Below are 19,657 nucleotides of genomic sequence, written 5' to 3'. Positions count from 1 at the left end.
GCAAAGCAGCACCCCCGATTAAAATTGGTGCCCCCTTTGCGCAGCGCACGCGTCAGTGCGCCCCCTCTCTCATGCTGTATCCCGAAGAATTCGATGTCATTGTCATCGGCGGTGGCCATGCCGGCACCGAAGCCGCGCTGGCGGCTGCCCGCATGGGCGCCAAGACACTGCTGCTTTCCCACAACATCGAGACGCTGGGGCAGATGAGCTGCAATCCGTCGATCGGGGGTATCGGCAAGGGCCATCTGGTGAAAGAGGTCGATGCGCTCGGCGGCGCCATGGCCATTGCCACCGACGAGGCGGGTATCCAGTTTCGCATTCTCAATTCGAGCAAGGGACCGGCCGTGCGCGCCACCCGGGCACAGGCCGATCGTGTCTTGTACAAGGCCGCGATCCGCCGCCGCCTCGAGAACCAGCCGAACCTGAGCCTGTTCCAGCAAGCGGTCGACGACCTGATGGTGGAGGGCGACCGCGTGGTGGGCGCCATCACGCAAGTCGGTATTGCATTTCGCGCCCGCACGGTGGTGCTGACCGCCGGGACTTTTCTCGATGGACGCATTCACGTCGGCCTCGACAACTACCAGGCCGGGCGCGCGGGCGATCCGCCGGCCATCAGCCTGTCGGCGCGGCTCAAGGAATTGAAGCTGCCCCAGGGCCGCCTGAAGACTGGCACGCCGCCGCGGCTCGACGGCCGCACCATCGACTTTTCGAAGTGCACCGAACAACCGGGCGACGGCATGCCGGGCGGGGCAGGGCCGATGCCGGTGTTCAGCTTCATGGGCCGAGTGGACATGCACCCGCAGCAAATGGCCTGCTGGATCACCCACACGAACGAGCGCACGCACGACATCATTCGCTCGGGCTTCGACCGCAGCCCGATGTTCACGGGCAAGATCGACGGCGTCGGTCCGCGCTACTGCCCGAGCGTCGAAGACAAGATCAACCGGTTCGCCGACAAGGAAAGCCACCAGATCTTTCTCGAGCCCGAAGGGCTCACGACCAACGAGTACTACCCGAATGGGATCTCGACCAGCCTGCCGTTCGACATTCAGTACCAGCTCGTGCGCTCGATGCCCGGGCTGGAGAACGCCCACATCCTGCGGCCGGGCTATGCCATCGAGTACGACTACTTCGATCCGCGCGAACTCAAGAGCAGTTTCGAAACCCGATCGGTCAAGGGCCTGTTCTTTGCCGGGCAGATCAACGGCACGACCGGCTACGAAGAAGCGGCAGCACAAGGCCTGTTTGCCGGCATCAACGCCGCGCTTCAATGCCGCGGCGAGGAGGCTTGGCTGCCGCGCCGGGACGAAGCCTACCTGGGCGTTCTGGTCGACGACCTGATCACCAAGGGTGTGACCGAGCCGTATCGCATGTTCACCAGCCGTGCCGAGTTCAGGCTGCAGCTGCGCGAGGACAACGCCGACATGCGCCTGACTGAAGCAGGGCGCAAGCTCGGACTGGTGGGCGACGAACAATGGGATGCTTTCAGCCGCAAGCGCGATGCTGTTTCACGTGAAACAGAACGGCTCAAGTCGATCTGGGTGAACCCGCGCAACCTGCCGGCGGCTGAATCGGAGCGCGTACTCGGAAAGGCCATCGAGCATGAGTACAACCTGGCCGACTTGCTGCGCCGACCGGATGTGAACTACCGAACGCTGATGTCGCTGGACGGCGGAAAGTACAGCGCAAAGTCGGCGCTCAACGAAACCGAAATCGAGCAGATCGAGATCTCGGCCAAGTATTCCGGCTACATCGAGCGCCAGCACGACGAGGTGGAGCGTGCCGCGCATTTCGAGAACTTGCGTCTGCCCGCCGATTTCGACTATGGCCAAGTCAAGGCTCTGAGTTTCGAGGTTCGCCAAAAGCTCGACAAGCACCGGCCTGAAACGCTGGGCTTGGCTTCTCGCATCTCGGGCGTGACGCCCGCCGCGATTTCCCTGTTGATGATCCATTTGCGAAAAGGCGGGCACAAGGCGTTCAACCGCGACGCCGACGCGGAAGCTGCGGCGGCAGAATCGCAGTCCGCCCAATGAGCGCGCCGATCGATACGCTGCGCCAAGGCGCGGCAGCCCTGGGTGTAGTCTTGTCCGACCGGCAGGCGGAACAGCTGCTGGCCTATGGCACGCTGATGCTCAAGTGGAACAAGGTCTACAACCTGACGGCGTTGCGCGATGAAGCCAGCGTGCTGACGCACCATCTGCTCGACAGCCTGGCGGCGGTGCCGCCGCTGCAGCGCGAGTGGGCGGGGCAAGGCGCGCTACTCGACGTCGGGTCCGGCGGCGGCCTGCCGGGTGTCGTGATTGCCATCATGCGGCCGGACCTGAAGGTGAGCTGCCTCGATGCGGTCGCGAAGAAGGCCGCCTTCGTTCAGCAGGTGGCGGCCGAACTCGAACTGCCTACTCTGCGTGGATTGCATGCGCGGGTCGAATCGCTGACCGGTCGCTATGAGGTCATCAGTTCCCGTGCCTTCGCCTCGCTGCCGGACTTCTTCGATGGGTCGAAGCACCTGCTCGCGCCCGAGGGCGTCTGGCTGGCCATGAAGGGCAAAGTGCCGAGCGATGAACTGGCCGTCTTGCCCGAGGGTGTCGCAGTGTTTCACGTGGAACAACTGACGGTTCCCGGCTTGGACGCCGAGCGCTGCATCGTCTGGGCTCGCAAAGAAGCGGCCTGAATCGCCAAAAAAGAGGCCGCGGCCCCGGTGAAAGCCGACGCCGAATGGCCCTTGCTTGACCGGCCTCGCTTAGACTCGACGCCTCCCCTGGCTCTCTTTCTCGAGGCAAATCCCATGTTCGGCATTGCTGACTACGGCGCATTCGTCGCCGCCATCGTCCTCTTTCTCTTGATTCCCGGTCCGGGCAACCTGGCGTTGATTACCTCGACCAGCAAAGGTGGGATCCGTGGCGGGCTGGCAGCCACGCTCGGCGTGATCATCGGGGACCAGTTCCTCATGTGGGCGGCGGTGGCGGGCGTGTCGGCGGTGTTGGCCACTTACCCGACCGCCTTTGCGGCCGTGCAGTGGCTGGGTGCTGCCTACCTTGCCTGGCTCGGCTTCAAGATGCTGCTCGCCAAGCCGGGTGGAGCGCCGATCCTGAATATTCGCCCGAGCCACTTCCTTAGGCAGGCACTGACGATCACTTTGCTCAACCCCAAGGCAATCGTGTTCTACATGGCCTTTTTCCCTCTGTTCGTCGACCCGGCCCGCCATCAGGGCGTGGTCACTTTCGGTGCCATGGCGGTGACGATTGCCGCACTCACCTTCCTGTACGGCCTCACGTCGACGCTGCTCACGCACTTTCTGGCTGAGCGCATTCGCGCCAATCCCCGTATTTCGGGCACGCTCGAAAAGCTTGCCGGCGTCTTCCTGATTGCTTTCGGCGTCAAGCTCGCCATTTCCCGCTGATCCGAACATGGCCAAGATTTTCTGCATTGCCAACCAAAAGGGCGGCGTCGGCAAGACCACCACCACTGTCAACCTGGCCGCCGGCTTGGCGAAGGTCGGCCAGCGGGTGCTGATGATCGACCTCGACCCCCAAGGCAATGCGACCATGGGTTCGGGCATCGACAAGCGCCAGCTGGAGATGACGGTGTACGACGTGCTGCTCGAGTCGGCCTCCGTGGCCGAGGCGCGCGTCAAGGCCGACAAGTTGGTGGAGGGCGGTTGCGGCTACGACGTGCTGGGCGCCAACCGCGAACTGGCCGGCGCCGAAGTCGAAATGGTGGCGCTCGACCGCCGCGAGAAGCGCCTGCGCACCGCGCTGGCCGCGGTCGGCGCCGAGTACGACTTCGTGCTGATCGACTGCCCGCCGAGCCTGAGCCTGCTCACGCTCAACGGCCTGTGTGCCGCCCATGGCGTGATCGTGCCCATGCAGTGCGAGTACTTCGCGCTCGAAGGGTTGACCGATCTGGTCAATACCATCAAGCAGGTGCATGCCAACCTCAACAAGAACCTGCAGATCATCGGCCTCCTGCGCGTGATGTTCGATCCGCGTATCACGCTGCAGCAGCAGGTGAGCGAGCAGCTCAAGTCCCACTTCGGCGACAAGGTGTTCGACACCGTGATTCCGCGCAACGTCCGACTGGCCGAGGCACCGAGCTACGGACTGCCCGGCGTGGTGTTCGACCCCGCCGCCCGCGGTAGCCAGGCCTTCATTGCCTTTGCCAAGGAACTGGTCGAAAAGCTGCCGCCCGCCAGCGCGTTCGCATCCGGCGCGGTGGCGCCTCCGATTGCACCCGTCGCACCGGGCGCGCCCAACCTGGCCATTCCCGAGGACGTGCTCGCACCCGCCGTCGCACCCGATTCCGCCAGCGAAAAAAGCCTCTGAAGCGGTCCGCCCTGGACATGCGCCATCAATCTCGCAGCAAATAAATAATGACAATTTCCCGCATCCTGTTGCTGCCCGGCTGGCAGAACAGCGGCCCCGGTCACTGGCAAACTCGTTGGGAATCGGCATACGGCGACCACCGCGTCGAGCAGCACGATTGGATGCGCCCGCTGCGGGGCGACTGGTCGGCACGGCTCGAAGAAGAAGTGCTGGCCGCACCCGGGCCGGTGCTTTTCGCGGCGCACAGCCTGGGCTGCATCCTCGTGGCCGCATGGGCCGCGCACTCGCGCAATACGCACAAGGTGCGCGGCGCGCTGCTGGTTGCGCCCGGTGACCTGGAGCGCGACGACCTCCGGCAGCTGATCCCGGGCTGGGCGCCCATCGTGCGCAAACCGCTGCCGTTCCCGTCGGTGCTGATCGCCGCCAACGACGATCCTTATTGCGACGCCAAGCGCTCGTGCCAGCTCGCTGCCGATTGGGGCGCACGCTTCGTCGACGCCGGCACCGGCGGCCATCTGAACGCCGACTCCGGGCTGGGCGACTGGCCCGAAGCCCGGCAACTACTGAACGACATCTCGAAAGACACGCACTGATGGCGACCAAGAAACCCAAGGGCCTGGGGCGCGGCCTCGAAGCGCTGCTCGGCCCCACGGCCGCACCCTCCGCAGACAACAACAATGGGACGGAAGAGGGCGCCGCGGCGCAGAACCCGAACACGCTGATGCTCGACCAGATGGTTGCCGGCGTTTACCAGCCGCGCACCCGCATGGACGAAGGCGCGCTGTACGAGCTCGCCGAGAGCATCAAGGTGCAGGGTATCATGCAGCCGATCCTGGTGCGCCGGCTCGATGAAGCCTCGGCCGCCGCCAAGAACGCCGAATACGAAATCATCGCGGGCGAGCGCCGCTTCCGCGCCGCCAAGCTGGCGGGCCTCGACCGCGTGCCGGTGCTGGTGCGCGATGTGCCCAACGAGGCCGCGGCGGCCATGTCGCTGATCGAAAACATCCAGCGCGAAGACCTCAACCCGCTCGAAGAAGCCCAAGGCCTGCAACGCCTCGTCTCGGAGTTTGGGCTCACTCACGAAATGGCGGCGCAGGCCGTCGGCCGTTCGCGCAGCGCCGCCAGCAACTTGCTGCGCCTGCTGAACCTGGCCGAACCGGCGCAGCAGATGCTCATGGCCGGCGACATCGACATGGGCCATGCCCGCGCGCTGCTGTCGCTGGACCGCGGCACGCAGATCACGGCTGCCAACCAGATCGCCGCCAAGAAAATGTCGGTGCGCGAAGCCGAGTCGCTGGTGAAGCGGCTTGCGGCCGAGTTCACGCTCACCCCGTCGCGGCGCGGCAACGACGGTGAAAAATCGCGCGACCTGCAGCGCGTGGAAGAAGAGTTGGCCGACCTGCTCACCGCCGAAGTCGAGGTCCGCATCAAGAAGCGCAGCAAGCGCGGCGGCAAGGTCGAGGAGAGCGGAGAACTCGCCATCCACTTCGGGTCCATCGAGGCGCTCAACGGGCTGATCGAACGCATCCGCCAAACGGCCTAGCCAGCGGGCCGTGGCTCGGACTTTTGCGCGATTGTTTCTTGCAATCTTTTACGCGTATCCTCTCCGCTGATTTCAAATCGCAAATCTCGAGGAGAGGGAGTCCTTCATGAAATTCAACAAGTTTCCGGTCGCAGCCGTGGCCGTGGGTGCGCTGCTGCTGACCGGTTGCGCGGCCACCGACATGCAGATGGGCAGCCAGTCGGCCAAGACCATGGCCACCGGCAGCGCCGCCGGTTCGGCAACCGCCGGTGACAGCAGCCAGCTCGAGCGCTGCGACTCGCCGCTCGGCACCGTCTCGCTGGTCGAGAACGTGAACTCCGGCTGGTACACCATCCTCACCGGCGAATACCGCTTGCCGCCGACGGCCAACCTGCTGCGCCTGCTGGTGCAGCAATCGAACTGCTTCGTGGTGGTCGAGCGCGGTGCGGCCGGCATGAACGCCATGACGCGCGAGCGCGCGCTGCAGCAGTCGGGCGAAATGCGCGGTGGCAGCAATTTCGGACGCGGCCAGATGGTGGCCTCCGACTACGGCCTGTCGCCCGAGATCGTGTTCAGCAACAGCGATGCCGGCGGCATTGGCGGCGCGCTCGGCGGCTTGGTGGGCGGCAACCGTGGCCGCGCCCTGGCTGCGGTCGGCGGCAGCATGCAGACCAAGGAAGCCAGCGCGCTGCTCACCCTCATCGACAACCGCTCGGGCGTGCAGGTCGCGGCCGCTGAAGGCAGCGCCTCCAAGACCGACTTCGGCGCCTTTGGTGGCCTCGCGGGCCGAAGTGGCGCCGGTGGCCTTGGCGGCTACACCAACACGGCACAGGGCAAGGTGATTGCCGCGGCCTTCATGGATGCGTTCAACCAGATGGTTCGCTCGCTGCGCAACTACAAGGCGCAGACGGTGCGCGGCCAGGGCCTCGGCGGCGGTGGCCGGTTGGGTGTGGACGGCGGCGCCGCGCCGTCGCAAACCTCCGCGCCGGCGGAGCAACCCGCGCCCGCCCGCCGCCGCAGGTAACACGCGGCGGCCGCTTAAAAAAGAAGCCCGGCGCTCTCGCGAGCCGCCGGGCTTTTTCTTGTCCGTGAACGGATCAGAGCGCGAAGATCTTTCCCGGATTCATGATGTTCTTTGGATCGAGCGCGCGCTTGATCGTGCGCATCATGTCGATCGCGCCCACGCCTGCTTCGGTCACGAGGAAGTCCATCTTGTGCAGCCCCACGCCGTGCTCGCCCGTGCAGGTGCCTTCGAGCGCCAGCGCGCGGGTCACGAGGTCGTGGTTGAGCTTCTCGGCCTTCAGGCGCTCTTCGGGAATGTTCGGGTCGAGCAGGTAGCCGAAGTGGAAGTTGCCGTCGCCCACGTGGCCGACCAGGAAGTACGGGATGCCGCTGGCATCGGCCTCGGCCACCGAATCGAGCAGGCAGTCGGCCAGGCGCGAAATCGGCACGCAGGTGTCGGTCGAGATCACGCGGCAACCGGGCCGGGACTGCACCGCCGCGAAGTAGCTGTTGTGCCGCGCGGTCCACAGGCGCGTGCGTTCTTCGGGCGTGCTGGCCCATTCGAAGGCGTTGCCCCCGTGGCCGCTCGCGAGCTCCTGCACCGTCTCGGCCTGCTCCTTCACGCCGGCCGGCGAGCCGTGGAATTCCATCAGCAGCATCGGCTCTTCGCGCAGATTGAGCTTGGCGTAGGCGTTGACCATGCGCACCGTGTTCACGTCGATCAGCTCCACGCGCGCAATCGGCACGCCGAGTTGAATGGTTTCGATGGTGGTGCGCACCGCGGCTTCGATGCTCGGGAACGAGCAGATGGCGGCCGACACGGCTTCGGGCAGCGGGTAGATGCGCAGCGTGACTTCGGTGACCACGCCCAGCGTGCCTTCGCTGCCCACCATGAGGCGCGTGAGGTCGTAGCCCGCCGACGACTTCTTCGCACGTGTACCGGTGCGGATGACGTCACCGCTGGCCGTGACCACTTCGAGCGCCAGCACGTTCTCGCGCATGGTCCCGTAGCGCACCGCGTTCGTGCCGCTTGCGCGCGTGGCCGTCATGCCACCGATGGAAGCGTCCGCGCCGGGGTCGATGGGAAAGAACAGCCCCGTGCTCTTGATCTCTTCGTTGAGCTGCTTGCGCGTGACGCCCGGCTGCACCGTGACGGTGAGGTCGTCGGCGTTGACCGACAGCACCTTGCTCATGCGCGACACGTCGATGCTGATGCCGCCCTGCACCGCCAGCAGGTGGCCTTCGAGCGACGAGCCCACGCCGAAAGGAATGACCGGCACGCTGTGCTCGCTCGCAAGTTTCACCGCGTCGGCCACGTCCTGCGTGCTCTCGGCAAACACCACGGCCGAGGGAGGCGGCGCGTCGAACGACGACTCGTCGCGGCCATGCTGGGTGCGCACCGCCATGGCCGTGGAACAGTTGGCGCCGAAGCGGGCCTTCAAACCTTCGATGAGGCTGTCGGGCACGTCGCGCAGATGAAGCTCCGGCAGCAGGTGCGAGGTTTGTGTCGGGGCGTTCATCGGCGTCTCCTGGAATGATGTGGATGCGGGGCTCTGTTCGGCCATTTTACGGAGCGAGCACCATAATGCGCTTCAGGAAAAGCCATGAACCCTCCGACGCTCGCTGCCCTTGCGGCATTTCCTTCGCTGCTCGAAGCCCACTACGCGATCATTCCGCAGGCGTACCGCCACTGGGCCCCGCGGTCATGGGAGGGCGTGCCCAGCGAGGCCTTCACGGCCATCGAGCAGCTGTGCCATGTGCGGGACATCGAGATCGAGGGCTATCACGAGCGCTTTCGCCGCACGCTGCAGGAAGACAACCCCACGCTGGCATCGATCGACAGCGAACCGCTGGCCATCGAACGCGGCTACGGCAAGGCCGACGCAGCGCAGGTGCTGGCCGGGTTCCGCATCGCACGCGCGCGCACCATGGAAATCGTTTCGCAGCTGAGCGAGGAGCAACTCGCACGCACGGCCGTGTTCGAGGGCTACGGACCGCTCACCATGCGCAGCCTCATTCATTACCTTTGCAGCCACGACCAGCAGCATCTTGCAGGCCTGCAGTGGCTACTCGGCAAGATCGACGCGTCCAGGGTCGGCCCATAGAAAACACACGAACAGGAGCGCCCATGGGCAACCGACTCTCGCAGATCGCCACCCGCACCGGCGACGACGGCACCACCGGCCTCGGCGACAACACCCGCGTGCCCAAGGACCACTTGCGCGTGCACGCTATGGGCGACGTGGACGAGCTCAACTCGCAGATCGGGCTGCTGCTCTGCGAGCCCATGCCCGAGCCCGTGCGCGAGCTGCTGGTCGACGTGCAGCACCAGCTTTTCAATCTCGGCGGCGAGCTTTCGATGCCGGGCTACACGCTGCTGAAGGCCGATGCGCTGCTGCAGCTGGACAACGCATTGGCCGAGCACAACGCGGCCTTGCCGCGCCTCGCCGAATTCATCCTGCCCGCGGGCACCCGTGCGGCCTCGCTGGCGCACGTGTGCCGCACGGTGGCGCGCCGGGCCGAGCGTGCCGTGGTGGCGCTCGGTGCCACGGCCGAACTCAACGACGCGCTGCGCCAGTACCTCAACCGGCTCAGCGACCTGCTCTTCGTGCTCGCGCGCGTGCTCAACCGGATGAACGGCGGCGACGACGTGTACTGGAAGAGCGAGCGCATGGCGCGCGCCGCGGCCGCCGATGCCAAAGACGAAGGAAGCCCCTCATGAAGAAGAAACCTGCCTACTACGCCCTTGCCGTTGCAGCAGCAACGGCCCTGCTGTTGCCCGCGCCTGCCGTGCATGCGCAAAGTGCCGACAACCCTCCCAAGGCAGAGCGTGCCCATACGCTCAAGCCGCCACCGCGCAACAGCAAGGTCGTGAACAGCGTGCAGCGCGGCACCAATGCCGCCGGCCGCGGCATCGACCACGCCGAAGACGCGACCCGGCGCGGTGTCAACAACGTGTCGGAAAAAGCCAGCCGGCCGGTGCGCAGGGTGGGCGAGTCTTTCGGACGCAAGCTTGCACCGGGTTCCGGTGGGCGCGCTGCGCCGCCGCCCGTAGGACCGCAAGGCAACGCACCCTGATTGAGGCGCCTTCTGTAGCGGCTTTGTCTTGATGATGGCAAGAAACATAGAGATCAAGGCCCGTATCGACAGCGTGGAACGCGTGGCACTCATCGCCGCGAAGCTCGCCGACTCGGGCCCCATCGAAATCGCGCAGGACGACACCTTCTTCCGCTGCGAGAACAGTGCAGACCGCCTCAAGCTACGCACCTTCGCGCCCGACCGCGCCGAACTGATCTTCTATCGCCGCGCGAACAGCAGCGGCCCGAAGGAGTCGTTCTATCTGATCTCGCCCACCACCGCGCCCGACACGCTGCGCGAATCGCTCACGCTGGCCTGGGGCCAAACCGGCCGTGTGCGCAAGCAGCGTCGGCTCTTCATCGTGGGCCGCACGCGCGTGCACCTTGACCGTGTTGAAGGGCTCGGCGAATTCCTCGAACTCGAAGTGGTGCTCGAAGAGGACGAGTCTGCCGAAGCCGGCATCGCCGAAGCCCATGCGCTGATGGGGCGCCTCGGCATCGGCACCGACCAGCTGGTGCAGGGCGCCTACGTCGATCTGCTGCGCGCCGCCTGAGCGCCCTCAGCGCCAGCCCGCGGCCTTGAGCTGCTCCGCGAGTTGCTGCGCGATCTTCGCGTAGCCCTGTGCATTGGCATGGATGCGGTCGGAGCGCAGCGAGGCGTCCGACAACACGTTCGAATACACATTGGCGACGAGCAGTGCCTGCCCCGACTTCGCAACCTCGTCATAGAACGGCGCATCGCTGAGCGAGCCGACGGCCGCGCGCATCGCGTCGGGCGCGGGGGTGGCCAGCAGTGCGACGTGAGGCGTATGCGCGCGCGCCTGGCTGACGAGGGCTGCGAGGTTGTCGCGCGTGGCAGCAGGCGGCATGCCGCGCAGCATGTCGTTGCCGCCGATGCCGATCAGGATCGCGTCGTAGTTGCCCGCTGCCAGCAGCGGTGGCAGGCGCTCCAGTGCCCCGGCCGAGGTGTCGCCGTTGAGGCCTGCGTTGTCGATCTGCCAGCCGGTGAGTTCGCCGAGCTTCACAGGCCAGGCCGCGTCGGGCGGCGCGCCGTAGCCGAAGGTCAGGCTGTCGCCGAGCGCCAGCACGCGAGCATCCAGCTTCAGCGCGGCGGCGGAGGACTTGCGCTTGCCGCAGCCAGCCAGGGCGGCGACGGCCGGCAAGCCGGCCATCAGTTGGAGGAGGAGGTGTCGTCGCTTCATGCTGCGCGGGAGCTTAAACGCAGCCGATCGATCCGTCGCGGCTTGCTCGAAAACCGAATAAGCCTCACCGTTTTTGTTCGTTCTCCGGGCCGGGGCAGCGGCGAAGAATCCTCACCCTGCACGTTCATTCCAACCACCAGGGTCCGACACCATGCCGCTGCTCAACCGCCATCGCTTCCTGCGCCATGTGGCCGCATTCTCCGCCGCCTTGCTCGCCGCGCCCGTCGTCGCCTGGGCCGCGCCCGCCGGCGGCGAGCCGGTGTGGTTCGGCGTGAGCGGGCCGCTCACCGGGCAGAACGCGCAGTACGGCGCGCAGTGGAAGGCGGGCTTCGACCTCGCGCTCGACCACGTCAATGCACAGGGCGGCATCCACGGCCGGCCGCTGGCCTACAACTTCGAAGACAGCCAGAGCGATCCGCGCCAGTCGGTGGCCATTGCGCAGAAGCTGGTGAACGACAAGCGCGTGCTCATCGAACTCGGAGATTTTTCGAGCCCGGCCTCGATGGCGGCGTCGCCGATCTACCAGCGCGCCGGGCTCGTGCAACTCGGCTTCACCAACTCGCACCCCGACTTCACCAAGGGCGGCGACTACATCTGGAGCCCGTCGATCAGCCAGGCCGATGCGCAGCCGCTGCTCGCCGATCTCGCGGTGAAGACGCTGGGTTTCAAGCGCATTGCGGTGCTCTACCTCAACACCGACTGGGGCCGCACCAGCAAGGAGGTGCTCGTGAAGGCTGCGCAGGAACGCGGCGCGCAGCTCGCCATTGCCGAGGGCTACCAGGCCGACGAGAAAGACTTCCGCTCGACGCTGGTGCGGGTGCGCGATGCCAATCCCGACGGGCTGGTCCTCATCTCGTACTACCCCGACGGCGCGCTCATCGCGGGCCAGGTGCGCAGCGTGGGCCTGAAGCAGCCGATCGCGGCGGTGGGCTCGGTGTATTCGCCGAAGTTCATCGAGCTCGGCGGCGCCGCAGTGAACGGCATTCACACCAACACCGCCTTCTTCCCCGAGGAGCCGCGCGCCGAGGTGCAGGAGTTCGTGAAGAGCTTCCGCGCCAAGTACAACAAGGAGCCCGACGCATTCAATGCCTACGCCTACGACGCGGTGGTGTACGCGGCCGCGGCGCTGCGCCAGGCCGGCCCGCAGGCCGACCGCAAGGCGGTGCGCGATGCGTTCTACAAGATCAAGGACGTGCCCAGCGTGATCTTCGGCAAGGCCAGCTTCGATGCGCAGACGCGCCGCGTGATTGGTGTGAAGAGCGTGAACCTGGTGGTGAAGGACGGCAAGTGGGCGCAGATCGATGAGAAGGCGGCAGTGGCCTCTTCGAAATAAATGGTCTTCGGTTTTATTCCCTCTCCCGCAAGCGGGAGAGGGGGCAAGGCAGCAGCCACCCCATGAGCTTCACCTCCTTCTTCGACTACACCGTCAACGGCCTGATCATCGGCAACATCTACGCGCTGCTGGCCGTCGGCCTCGCGCTGATCTTCGGTGTCTCGCACCTGATCAATTTCGCGCACGGTTCGGTCTACACCGTCGGCGCCTACATCGGCTGGGCCAGCATCACCTACCTGCATACGCCGCTGCCCGTCACCATCCTGCTGGTCGTGCTCGGCTCGGGGGCGCTAGGCATGCTGATCGAACGCGTGGGCCTGCGGCCGCTGCAAGGCGCGGCGCGCATCGCACCGCTGCTGGCCACCATCGGCATCAGCTTCGTGCTCGACATCCTCGTGCAGCTGGTCTTCAGCCCCGACCCGCGCTCGCTGCCCACGCAGCTGCCCGACTGGCGCCTGCAGATCGGGACCGGCACCATCGGCGCGCTCGACCTGCTGATCGCGGGCATCGGCGTCGCGAGCGCGGCGGTGCTGTTCGTGTTCCTGCGTTTCACCAAGCTCGGCTGGGCCGTGCGCGCGACCGCGCAGGACCGCGATGCGGCGCAGCAGATGGGCGTGGACGTCGATCGAGTGAACCAGGCGGTGTTCGCGATTGCCGCTGCGCTGGGCGGCCTCTCGGGCCTGCTCGTGGGCATGTACTACAACAACATCAGCCCCGCGATGAGCTTCCAGGCCACGCTCAAGGGCGTGGTGGCGACTGTCGTCGGCGGCGTGGGCAACGTGCCGGGCGCCATCGTCGGCAGCCTGCTGCTGGGGTTGATCGAGAGCTACGGCGTGGCGATCCTCGGCACGCCGTACCGCAACCTGTTCGCCTTCGCGCTGTTGCTGGTCATCCTGGTGTGGAAGCCGAACGGTCTCTTCGGGCGCAAGCGTGCGCTGCCGCCCGAGCCGCTGACGGGTACGTTCATCGCACCGAGCAAGCCATGGCACGTGCCACCACGACTGCTCATTGCGCTCACCGCCGCAGCAGTGGCGTTGCCGCTCTTCGAACCCTCACCGTACCTGCTGCAGACGCTCACCAACGCATGGCTCTACGGCGCGTTGGCGCTGAGCCTCACGCTGGTCGCCGGCACCATCGGGCAGATCTCGCTCGGCCATGCGGGGTTGCTGGCCATCGGCGCATACGCCTCGTCGCTGCTGGTGCTCGACCTTGACCTGCCGGTGGGCACGGGCATCGTGCTCGCGGGCATCCTCACGTCGCTGATCGGCACGGCGCTGATCTTCCCGGCGTTCCGCCTGCGCGGCCACTACGTGTCGATTGCCACGCTCGGCATCGGCGAGATCGTGGCGCTCACCATTCTCAACTGGGAAAGCCTCACGCACGGGCCCATCGGCGTCTCGGGCATTCCGCCGCTTTCGCTGCTCGGGCGCGACGCATCGTCGAACGAGGCGATCTACTGGGCCTCGTTCGGCGCGATGGTGCTGCTGGCCCTGCTGCAGTGGCGCCTGCTGCGGTCGCACCTCGGCCGCACCTTCCGCGCGGTGCGCGAAGACGAAGTGGCCGCACGCGCCTACGGCGTGAGCCCCGACCGCTACAAGGCGCTCGCCTTCGGCTTCGGCGGCTTCGCGGCGGGCGTGAGCGGCGCCTTCACGGCGCACATGTATTCGTACATCAACCACGAGACCTTCGGCTCGCAGATCTCGATCCTCGCGCTCACGATGGTGATCCTCGGCGGGCTCGGGAACATCAGCGGCGCGTTGCTCGGCGCAGTGGCGCTCGTGAGCCTGCCCGAGCTGTTCCGCGTGACCGCCGAGTACCGGATGCTGATCTACGGCATCGCATTGCTGTTGCTGATCCGCTTCCGCCCGCAAGGCCTGCTGGGCACCGTCTGAAGAAAGAACCATCCGACACCATGAGCCATCTCAACGACTACCTCGCCGAGAAACGCGCCGCCGTGCTGGCACGCAATGCCGCCGTCGAGGCGGGCACCGCGCAGCCCGTGCAACTGAAGGCCAGCGTGAAGGCCGAAGGCCGCAGCGGCGTGCGCCGCCTGCGCATTCGCGAGCACCAGGTCATCAGCGACAGCCCGCCCGATTTCGCGGGCTACAACCTCGGCCCGAGTTCGCCCGAGCTGCAGCTCGGCGTGCTCGGCACCTGCGTCACGCACATCTTCCTGATCCAGGCGGCGGAGCGCCAGGTGCCGCTCGAAAGCCTCGAGGTGGAAGTGACCGGCCTCATCGATCCGCGCGGCGGCAAGCCGGGCCACGAGCACACGCCCATCTGGCCGCACGAGATCGGCTACACCGTGCACATCGACTCGCCCGCGAGCCGCGAGGAGATCGATGCGCTGTTCGAGGGGGTGGAGCGCAACTGCCCGATCCTGAACCTGCTGCGCAATCCGCAGGCAATTCGCGCCGAGGTAAAACTCGTCAACTCGAAGGCGGAGGCGGCCAATGCGCCGCAGGAAGCGGGCGATGCCATCGCTGCTTGAGATCAAGGGCCTCACGCGCCGTTTCGGCGGTCTCACCGCGGTGAACGCGGTCGACTTGCAGGTGCGCGAGGGCGAGCTGCTGAGCGTCATCGGACCGAACGGGGCAGGGAAGACCACGCTCTTCAACCTCGTGACCGGCCTCGACCGGCCCGATGCGGGACAGGTGCTTTTCGACGGACAGGACATCACCGGCGTGCCGGCGCAGCAGCTCGCGCAGCGCGGCCTGGCGCGCACCTTCCAGCATGGCCGCGTGTTCGCGAATCTCTCGGTGCTCGACAACGTGCTGGTCGGTGCGCACACGCGGCTGCGCGCCGTGAAACCGCGCGTCGGCGGCGTGCCGGGTCTCGGCGCGCTGGCCGAGCTGGCGCTTGCGCTGGTGCAGCCATCCGCCGTGCGGCGCGAGGAAGAGGCGCTGCGCGAGGACGCGCACGCAATCATCGCGCTCTTCGGCGAACGGCTCACACCGCGCATCGACCATCCTGCGTACAGCCTCTCGTATGCGAACCGCCGGCGCGTCGAGATCGCACGCGCGCTCGCGCTCAAGCCGCGCCTGCTGCTGCTCGACGAACCCACCGCGGGCATGAACGAAAGCGAGACCGCGGAGATGCTGGAGATCATTCGAGGCCTCAAGTCGCGGGGCCAGACCATCTTGCTGATCGAGCACAAGCTCGACCTCGTGATGCAGCTCTCCGACCGCGTGGCCGTGCTCGACGACGGCCGCAAGATCGCCGAAGGCCTGCCCGACCAGGTGCGCAACGACCCGGCGGTGATCGAAGCGTACCTTGGCCATCGCCATGTCGGACAGGCGAGCGCAGAGGCGGTGCCCGCATGATCACCACCGTCGCGCGAACCGGGCTTCCTCCCTCGCCCCTGTGGGGAGAGGGCAGGGGTGAGGGGCTGCCCGAACGCGCGGCAGCGCCCGCTTCCAATGGGCTCGCACACCCCCTGCTCCAACTCAAGAAGGTCAACAGCTTCTACGGCCCCGTGCAAGCGCACTTCGACCTCGACCTCGAAGTGCGCCGCGGCCAGATCGTCAGCCTGCTCGGCGGCAACGCCAGCGGCAAGTCGACCACGATGAAGATCGTGCTGGGCCTGCTCAAGCCGCGCTCGGGTGAAGTCAATTTCAACGGCGAGTCGACGCTCGGCCTCGGCACGCCGCAGATCATCCGCAAGGGCATCGGCTCGGTGCCCGAGGCCCGCCGCCTGTTCCACGCGATGACCGTGCGCGAGAACCTGTTGATGGGCGCCTACGCACGCAGCGACCGCAAGGCGGTGGCCGAAGACCTCGAGCGCATGCTCGAACTCTTTCCGCGCGTGGCTGAGCGCATCGAGTTCCAGGCCGGCACGCTCTCGGGCGGCGAACAGCAGATGGTGGCCATGGCGCGCGCGCTCATGGGCCGTCCGCAGCTCATCTGCATGGACGAGCCGACCATGGGCCTGTCGCCGCTCTATGTCGACAAGGTGCTCGAACTCATCGCTCGCATCAACGGACAGGGCGTGTCGGTTTTCATGGTCGAGCAGAACGCCAGTCTTGCCCTGCAGATCGCGCACCACGGCTATGTGCTGCAGACCGGTCGCATCGTGCTCTCGGGGCCGGCGCGTGAGCTGCTGGCCGATGCGCGCATCCGCGATGCCTACCTGGGCGGCGAGGGCGCAGCACGCACGGCTTCCTGAAGAGTCAACCGAAAAACGGCGAGAACGAATCCATGTCACTGAAACTCGACCACATCGTGATCGCGGTGCACGACCTCGAACGCGCCATCGCGGACTACGACGCGCTCGGCTTTCACGTGCTGCGCGGCGGCGACCATCCGGGCCGCGCCACGCACAACGCGCTCGTGGTGTTCGCCGACGGCAGCTACTTCGAGCTGATCGCATGGCGCGAAGCGTCGCCCGCCGAGCGCTGGTGGCAGTTGCTTCAGCGGCATGGCGAAGGCATCGTCGATTTCGCGCTGCTGCCGCGCCACACCGTCATCACCGTGGCCGATGCGAAGGCGCGCGGTCTCGCACTCGAAGGGCCGCTCGACGGCGGACGCGTGCGGCCCGATGGCGAACGCTTGCGATGGCAGACGGCGCGCCCGCTCTCGGCCGACTTGCCTTTTCTGTGCGGCGACCTCACGCCGCGCGCCTTGCGCGTGCCTGAAGGCGAGGCGCGCGTGCATGCCAACGGCACGCTCGGCGTTGCGAGTCTTGCGGTCGCGGTGCGCGATCTCGACGCCACGCTCGCCCGCTACCGCGCGCTGCTCGGCACCGCGGCCGACGACGCGGCCACGCACATCGGCGAGCCTGTCGCGATGCCGGGCAGCAGCCTGCGCGTGGCCGTCGTGGCGCTCGGCGGCAGCCTGTTGGTGCTGTCTTCGCCGCGAAGCAGCGCGGCTGCCGCGCAAGAGGGCGGCGATGCGCTCTCGCAGCGGCTCGCGGTGCGCGGCGAAGGCCCTTACGCCGTGGTGCTGCACACGAACCAGGCCCGATCCACCGGGGTGCTCGACCTCACGCGCACGCATGGCGCACTGATCGAACTCGAGTTGCCACCGCTGGATGTCGCCGCGAAGCAGGAGCCGCGCACTGACCCAGCCGATAGCTTGGTGGGGGGATGAGCCCTTGCCTCGAATTGCAGGACAACGCGCCGCTCCGATACCAACGCTTACCTGCTTTCACCTGACGGCGACCTGATGTGCCCCGGGCAGACACAAGCGCCGATGACAATGGACTCGTCATCAACACGAAGGAGTTCCAGATGATCATCAAGTCAAAGAGCATGGCCGTCGCTGCTGCGGCGCTCGCGATGTGCATGGCCGCGGGAAGCGCCTTCGCGCAAGACCGTGGCCACGATCGCGGTCATGACCGCGGCGACGACCGAGGCAACGGCCGCTACGAACAACAGCATCGCCAGTTCGATCGGCACGACGACCGCCGTGGCGACCGCTACAGCCGCGAAGACTATCGCCCCGGCCGCCAGTTCGACCGCCGCGGCTATCCGCAGCCGCATGCCGAATGGCGCCGCGGCGGACGCGTGCCCAACGAGTACCGCGGCCGCAACTACGTGGTGAACGATTGGCGTGCCTACCGCCTGCAGCAGCCGCCCCGCGGCTATCAGTGGGTGGGTGTGGGCGGCGACTATGTGCTGGCGGCCATTGCCACCGGCCTGATCGCGCAGATCATCGTCGGCAACCAGTAAGGCGCCAAGCGCTTGGCCTGCCACGCGCAGGCTGGAAGACCGCCGCGGGAACCTCCTGCGGCGGTCTTTTGTTTTTGCGGGGAGCGGAGGCCGCTCAGGCCGCCACGGTGGGCAGCGATTGGGCGCAGACGTTGCGCCCGGTGATGGTGAGCCGCAAGCCGCCGCCGTGCCATTCGAGCCAGTTAAGGCTCACATACGCGTCGATGTCGCTGTCGTCGATGCGGTCGGCCTGGCGGCTCTGCAGCAACTCCACGACGGCAGGCAAGCCCCGTCTCAGCCGCTCGCGCCTTTCGGCGACGTCGGCGGCCTTCAGGGCGGCCCTGGTTTGCTGTTGCTGCTGCGGGGTCGATGCCATTGCTGATCCGTTCCGGGAAGCCAAGGAATTAACCCGAATGTACGCTCCCTGTGTGAAGCGGCATGCTTCTTTTTTAATCCTGTGCCCGCAAGCGTCGAATCCGTTGCGTGGGCGCTAGATTTCGTAGTGCGATCCCTTCGCTTCATCGCCCAGAGCCTTCTCGACCACGGCCCGCGTCAAGGTCGGCGCGAAGGATTCGATGAACGCGTAGACATACTTGCGCAGGTAATTGCCGCGCCGCACCGCGAGCTTGGTCAGGTTGATGCCGAACAGCCGGCCGGCATCGAGCGCGCGCAGCTGCGTGTCGCGCTCGGTTTCGTAGGCCACGCCTGCGACGATGCCCACGCCCATGCCCAGCTGAACATAGGTCTTGATCACGTCGGCGTCCATGGCGGCCAGCACGATGTTGGGCGCGAGGCCGCGCTGGGCAAAAGCCTCGTCGATGCGCGAGCGGCCGGTAAAGCCGGTGTCGTAGGTGATGAGCGGGTAACGCGTGAGCGCCTCGAGCGTCAGCGGCGCATCGAGCAGCGCATGGCCCGGCGGCACCACCACCGAATGCGTCCAGCGGTAGCAGGGCAGGGCCACCAGCTGCGGATAGTCGCCCAGCGCTTCGGTCGCAATGCCCACGTCGGCCTCGCCGTCGATCAGCATCTGCGCGATCTGCTTGGGCGAACCCTGGTGCATATGCAGCTTCACGTTGGGAAACTGCGCGCGAAACTCCTGCACCGCGACCGGCATCGCATAGCGCGCCTGCGAGTGCGTGGCCGCCACAGACAGCAGCCCGCTTTGCTGCGCCACGAACTCCTGTCCCGCATGCCGCAGGTTGCTGCTTTCCAGCAGCATGCGTTCGATGATCGGCAGCACGTGGCCCCCCGGCTCCGTGAGGCCGGTGAGGCGCTTGCCGGCGCGCACGAACAGTTCGATGCCGAGCTCTTCCTCCAGTTCGCGGATCTGCCGGCTCACGCCCGGTTGGGAGGTATGCAGGGTGTTGGCGACTTCGGTCAGGTTGAAGCCGCAACGAACGGCCTCGCGTACCGAGCGCAGTTGTTGGAAGTTCATTCTGGCGCGGGAGGATCGGGGAAAGGGAGAGAGACAGAGACCCGGAACGGGCCGCCCGGCGATTCTCGGCAGAAGTGCTTATGCGGGGAACGATGCGTTTGTTGGTTTCACATGAG

22 protein-coding genes are annotated in these 19,657 nt (G+C 66.6%); 18 read left to right on the top strand and 4 right to left on the bottom strand.

Features of this window, described 5'->3' with window-relative positions; all coding sequences use genetic code 11:
* Positions 1-71: 71 nt before the first annotated feature.
* The 7 genes from mnmG (at position 72) to QFZ42_RS25250 (ending at position 6,868) form a co-directional block, all read left to right on the top strand.
* A complete protein-coding gene (gene mnmG, locus QFZ42_RS25280) occupies positions 72-2,033 on the top strand; it encodes a tRNA uridine-5-carboxymethylaminomethyl(34) synthesis enzyme MnmG (protein ID WP_307703607.1) in 1,962 nt (653 codons plus the stop codon).
* Positions 2,030-2,671: a 16S rRNA (guanine(527)-N(7))-methyltransferase RsmG gene (rsmG, locus tag QFZ42_RS25275; RefSeq protein WP_307703606.1), complete on the top strand. Its 642-nt coding sequence runs from the start codon at positions 2,030-2,032 to the stop codon at positions 2,669-2,671. Before mnmG ends, rsmG begins: the two co-directional genes overlap by 4 nt.
* A 114-nt stretch (positions 2,672-2,785) precedes the next feature.
* Positions 2,786-3,400: a LysE family transporter gene (locus tag QFZ42_RS25270; RefSeq protein WP_307703605.1), complete on the top strand. Its 615-nt coding sequence runs from the start codon at positions 2,786-2,788 to the stop codon at positions 3,398-3,400.
* A gap of 7 nt (positions 3,401-3,407) precedes the next feature.
* The gene (locus QFZ42_RS25265; protein ID WP_307703604.1) at positions 3,408-4,322 is read left to right on the top strand and encodes a ParA family protein; all 915 of its coding nucleotides are present in this window, start codon (positions 3,408-3,410) and stop codon (positions 4,320-4,322) included.
* A 47-nt stretch (positions 4,323-4,369) separates the two neighbouring features.
* The gene (locus QFZ42_RS25260; RefSeq protein WP_307703603.1) at positions 4,370-4,915 is read left to right on the top strand and encodes an RBBP9/YdeN family alpha/beta hydrolase; all 546 of its coding nucleotides are present in this window, start codon (positions 4,370-4,372) and stop codon (positions 4,913-4,915) included.
* Positions 4,915-5,865, top strand: a complete 951-nt coding sequence (locus QFZ42_RS25255; protein WP_307703602.1) for a ParB/RepB/Spo0J family partition protein — start codon at positions 4,915-4,917, stop codon at positions 5,863-5,865. Before QFZ42_RS25260 ends, QFZ42_RS25255 begins: the two co-directional genes overlap by 1 nt.
* Positions 5,866-5,971: 106 nt before the next feature.
* Entirely contained in the window at positions 5,972-6,868 is an 897-nt protein-coding gene (locus QFZ42_RS25250) for a CsgG/HfaB family protein (RefSeq protein WP_307703601.1), read from the top strand.
* Between the two features lie 73 nt (positions 6,869-6,941).
* Here the strand turns inward: QFZ42_RS25250 and QFZ42_RS25245 are convergent, their stop codons facing one another.
* The gene (locus tag QFZ42_RS25245) at positions 6,942-8,366 is read right to left on the bottom strand and encodes an FAD-binding oxidoreductase (protein WP_307703600.1); all 1,425 of its coding nucleotides are present in this window, start codon (positions 8,364-8,366) and stop codon (positions 6,942-6,944) included.
* Between the two features lie 84 nt (positions 8,367-8,450).
* Between QFZ42_RS25245 and QFZ42_RS25240 the strand changes: the two genes are divergently transcribed.
* The 4 genes from QFZ42_RS25240 to QFZ42_RS25225 are packed head-to-tail and all read left to right on the top strand — an operon-like array spanning position 8,451 to position 10,477.
* Positions 8,451-8,951, top strand: coding sequence for a DinB family protein (locus tag QFZ42_RS25240; protein WP_307703599.1), 501 nt, complete (start codon positions 8,451-8,453; stop codon positions 8,949-8,951).
* A gap of 23 nt (positions 8,952-8,974) precedes the next feature.
* On the top strand, positions 8,975-9,568 hold the full coding sequence (locus tag QFZ42_RS25235; protein WP_258503190.1) for a cob(I)yrinic acid a,c-diamide adenosyltransferase: 594 nt from the start codon (positions 8,975-8,977) through the stop codon (positions 9,566-9,568).
* Complete coding sequence (locus tag QFZ42_RS25230) at positions 9,565-9,924, top strand: hypothetical protein (protein WP_307703598.1); 360 nt, start codon at positions 9,565-9,567, stop codon at positions 9,922-9,924. Before QFZ42_RS25235 ends, QFZ42_RS25230 begins: the two co-directional genes overlap by 4 nt.
* A 34-nt stretch (positions 9,925-9,958) precedes the next feature.
* A complete protein-coding gene (locus tag QFZ42_RS25225; protein ID WP_307704302.1) occupies positions 9,959-10,477 on the top strand; it encodes a class IV adenylate cyclase in 519 nt (172 codons plus the stop codon).
* 6 nt (positions 10,478-10,483) lie between these two features.
* Here the strand turns inward: QFZ42_RS25225 and QFZ42_RS25220 are convergent, their stop codons facing one another.
* Positions 10,484-11,125: a GDSL-type esterase/lipase family protein gene (locus tag QFZ42_RS25220; RefSeq protein ID WP_307703597.1), complete on the bottom strand. Its 642-nt coding sequence runs from the start codon at positions 11,123-11,125 to the stop codon at positions 10,484-10,486.
* Positions 11,126-11,276: 151 nt separating this feature from the next.
* Between QFZ42_RS25220 and QFZ42_RS25215 the strand changes: the two genes are divergently transcribed.
* The 7 genes from QFZ42_RS25215 (at position 11,277) to QFZ42_RS25185 (ending at position 18,127) form a co-directional block, all read left to right on the top strand.
* Positions 11,277-12,458: an ABC transporter substrate-binding protein gene (locus QFZ42_RS25215; RefSeq protein ID WP_307703596.1), complete on the top strand. Its 1,182-nt coding sequence runs from the start codon at positions 11,277-11,279 to the stop codon at positions 12,456-12,458.
* Between the two features lie 62 nt (positions 12,459-12,520).
* Positions 12,521-14,350: an ABC transporter permease gene (locus QFZ42_RS25210; RefSeq protein ID WP_307703595.1), complete on the top strand. Its 1,830-nt coding sequence runs from the start codon at positions 12,521-12,523 to the stop codon at positions 14,348-14,350.
* A 20-nt stretch (positions 14,351-14,370) separates the two neighbouring features.
* A complete protein-coding gene (locus QFZ42_RS25205; RefSeq protein ID WP_307703594.1) occupies positions 14,371-14,949 on the top strand; it encodes an OsmC family protein in 579 nt (192 codons plus the stop codon).
* On the top strand, positions 14,933-15,781 hold the full coding sequence (locus QFZ42_RS25200; RefSeq protein WP_307703593.1) for an ABC transporter ATP-binding protein: 849 nt from the start codon (positions 14,933-14,935) through the stop codon (positions 15,779-15,781). The genes QFZ42_RS25205 and QFZ42_RS25200 overlap by 17 nt, the downstream gene beginning before the upstream one ends.
* A complete protein-coding gene (locus tag QFZ42_RS25195) occupies positions 15,778-16,623 on the top strand; it encodes an ABC transporter ATP-binding protein (protein ID WP_307703592.1) in 846 nt (281 codons plus the stop codon). Before QFZ42_RS25200 ends, QFZ42_RS25195 begins: the two co-directional genes overlap by 4 nt.
* Positions 16,624-16,655: 32 nt before the next feature.
* Positions 16,656-17,546 carry a VOC family protein gene (locus QFZ42_RS25190; protein ID WP_307703591.1) on the top strand — a complete coding sequence of 297 codons (891 nt, stop codon included), beginning with the start codon at positions 16,656-16,658 and terminating at the stop codon, positions 17,544-17,546.
* 140 nt (positions 17,547-17,686) lie between these two features.
* Entirely contained in the window at positions 17,687-18,127 is a 441-nt protein-coding gene (locus QFZ42_RS25185; RefSeq protein WP_307703590.1) for an RcnB family protein, read from the top strand.
* A gap of 94 nt (positions 18,128-18,221) precedes the next feature.
* Here QFZ42_RS25185 and QFZ42_RS25180 read toward each other — a convergent pair whose 3' ends face one another.
* Both QFZ42_RS25180 and QFZ42_RS25175 read right to left on the bottom strand, forming a co-directional pair.
* A complete protein-coding gene (locus QFZ42_RS25180; protein WP_307703589.1) occupies positions 18,222-18,482 on the bottom strand; it encodes a hypothetical protein in 261 nt (86 codons plus the stop codon).
* 114 nt (positions 18,483-18,596) lie between these two features.
* Positions 18,597-19,541, bottom strand: coding sequence for a CysB family HTH-type transcriptional regulator (locus QFZ42_RS25175; protein ID WP_307703588.1), 945 nt, complete (start codon positions 19,539-19,541; stop codon positions 18,597-18,599).
* Positions 19,542-19,657: the final 116 nt, after the last annotated feature.

Source organism: Variovorax paradoxus (assembly GCF_030815855.1).
Lineage (GTDB): Bacteria > Pseudomonadota > Gammaproteobacteria > Burkholderiales > Burkholderiaceae_C > Variovorax > Variovorax paradoxus_M.
Note: the sequence above shows the minus strand (reverse complement) of the source record. Positions and strands in the feature narration are given on the sequence as shown.

Coding starts and splice junctions, on each gene's coding strand:
- mnmG (WP_307703607.1), top strand. CDS start 72: ATGCTGTATCCCGAAGAATTCGATGTCATTGTCATCGGCGGTGGCCAT.
- rsmG (WP_307703606.1), top strand. CDS start 2,030: ATGAGCGCGCCGATCGATACGCTGCGCCAAGGCGCGGCAGCCCTGGGT.
- QFZ42_RS25270 (WP_307703605.1), top strand. CDS start 2,786: ATGTTCGGCATTGCTGACTACGGCGCATTCGTCGCCGCCATCGTCCTC.
- QFZ42_RS25265 (WP_307703604.1), top strand. CDS start 3,408: ATGGCCAAGATTTTCTGCATTGCCAACCAAAAGGGCGGCGTCGGCAAG.
- QFZ42_RS25260 (WP_307703603.1), top strand. CDS start 4,370: ATGACAATTTCCCGCATCCTGTTGCTGCCCGGCTGGCAGAACAGCGGC.
- QFZ42_RS25255 (WP_307703602.1), top strand. CDS start 4,915: ATGGCGACCAAGAAACCCAAGGGCCTGGGGCGCGGCCTCGAAGCGCTG.
- QFZ42_RS25250 (WP_307703601.1), top strand. CDS start 5,972: ATGAAATTCAACAAGTTTCCGGTCGCAGCCGTGGCCGTGGGTGCGCTG.
- QFZ42_RS25245 (WP_307703600.1), bottom strand. CDS start 8,366: ATGAACGCCCCGACACAAACCTCGCACCTGCTGCCGGAGCTTCATCTG.
- QFZ42_RS25240 (WP_307703599.1), top strand. CDS start 8,451: ATGAACCCTCCGACGCTCGCTGCCCTTGCGGCATTTCCTTCGCTGCTC.
- QFZ42_RS25235 (WP_258503190.1), top strand. CDS start 8,975: ATGGGCAACCGACTCTCGCAGATCGCCACCCGCACCGGCGACGACGGC.
- QFZ42_RS25230 (WP_307703598.1), top strand. CDS start 9,565: ATGAAGAAGAAACCTGCCTACTACGCCCTTGCCGTTGCAGCAGCAACG.
- QFZ42_RS25225 (WP_307704302.1), top strand. CDS start 9,959: ATGGCAAGAAACATAGAGATCAAGGCCCGTATCGACAGCGTGGAACGC.
- QFZ42_RS25220 (WP_307703597.1), bottom strand. CDS start 11,125: ATGAAGCGACGACACCTCCTCCTCCAACTGATGGCCGGCTTGCCGGCC.
- QFZ42_RS25215 (WP_307703596.1), top strand. CDS start 11,277: ATGCCGCTGCTCAACCGCCATCGCTTCCTGCGCCATGTGGCCGCATTC.
- QFZ42_RS25210 (WP_307703595.1), top strand. CDS start 12,521: ATGAGCTTCACCTCCTTCTTCGACTACACCGTCAACGGCCTGATCATC.
- QFZ42_RS25205 (WP_307703594.1), top strand. CDS start 14,371: ATGAGCCATCTCAACGACTACCTCGCCGAGAAACGCGCCGCCGTGCTG.
- QFZ42_RS25200 (WP_307703593.1), top strand. CDS start 14,933: ATGCCATCGCTGCTTGAGATCAAGGGCCTCACGCGCCGTTTCGGCGGT.
- QFZ42_RS25195 (WP_307703592.1), top strand. CDS start 15,778: ATGATCACCACCGTCGCGCGAACCGGGCTTCCTCCCTCGCCCCTGTGG.
- QFZ42_RS25190 (WP_307703591.1), top strand. CDS start 16,656: ATGTCACTGAAACTCGACCACATCGTGATCGCGGTGCACGACCTCGAA.
- QFZ42_RS25185 (WP_307703590.1), top strand. CDS start 17,687: ATGATCATCAAGTCAAAGAGCATGGCCGTCGCTGCTGCGGCGCTCGCG.
- QFZ42_RS25180 (WP_307703589.1), bottom strand. CDS start 18,482: ATGGCATCGACCCCGCAGCAGCAACAGCAAACCAGGGCCGCCCTGAAG.
- QFZ42_RS25175 (WP_307703588.1), bottom strand. CDS start 19,541: ATGAACTTCCAACAACTGCGCTCGGTACGCGAGGCCGTTCGTTGCGGC.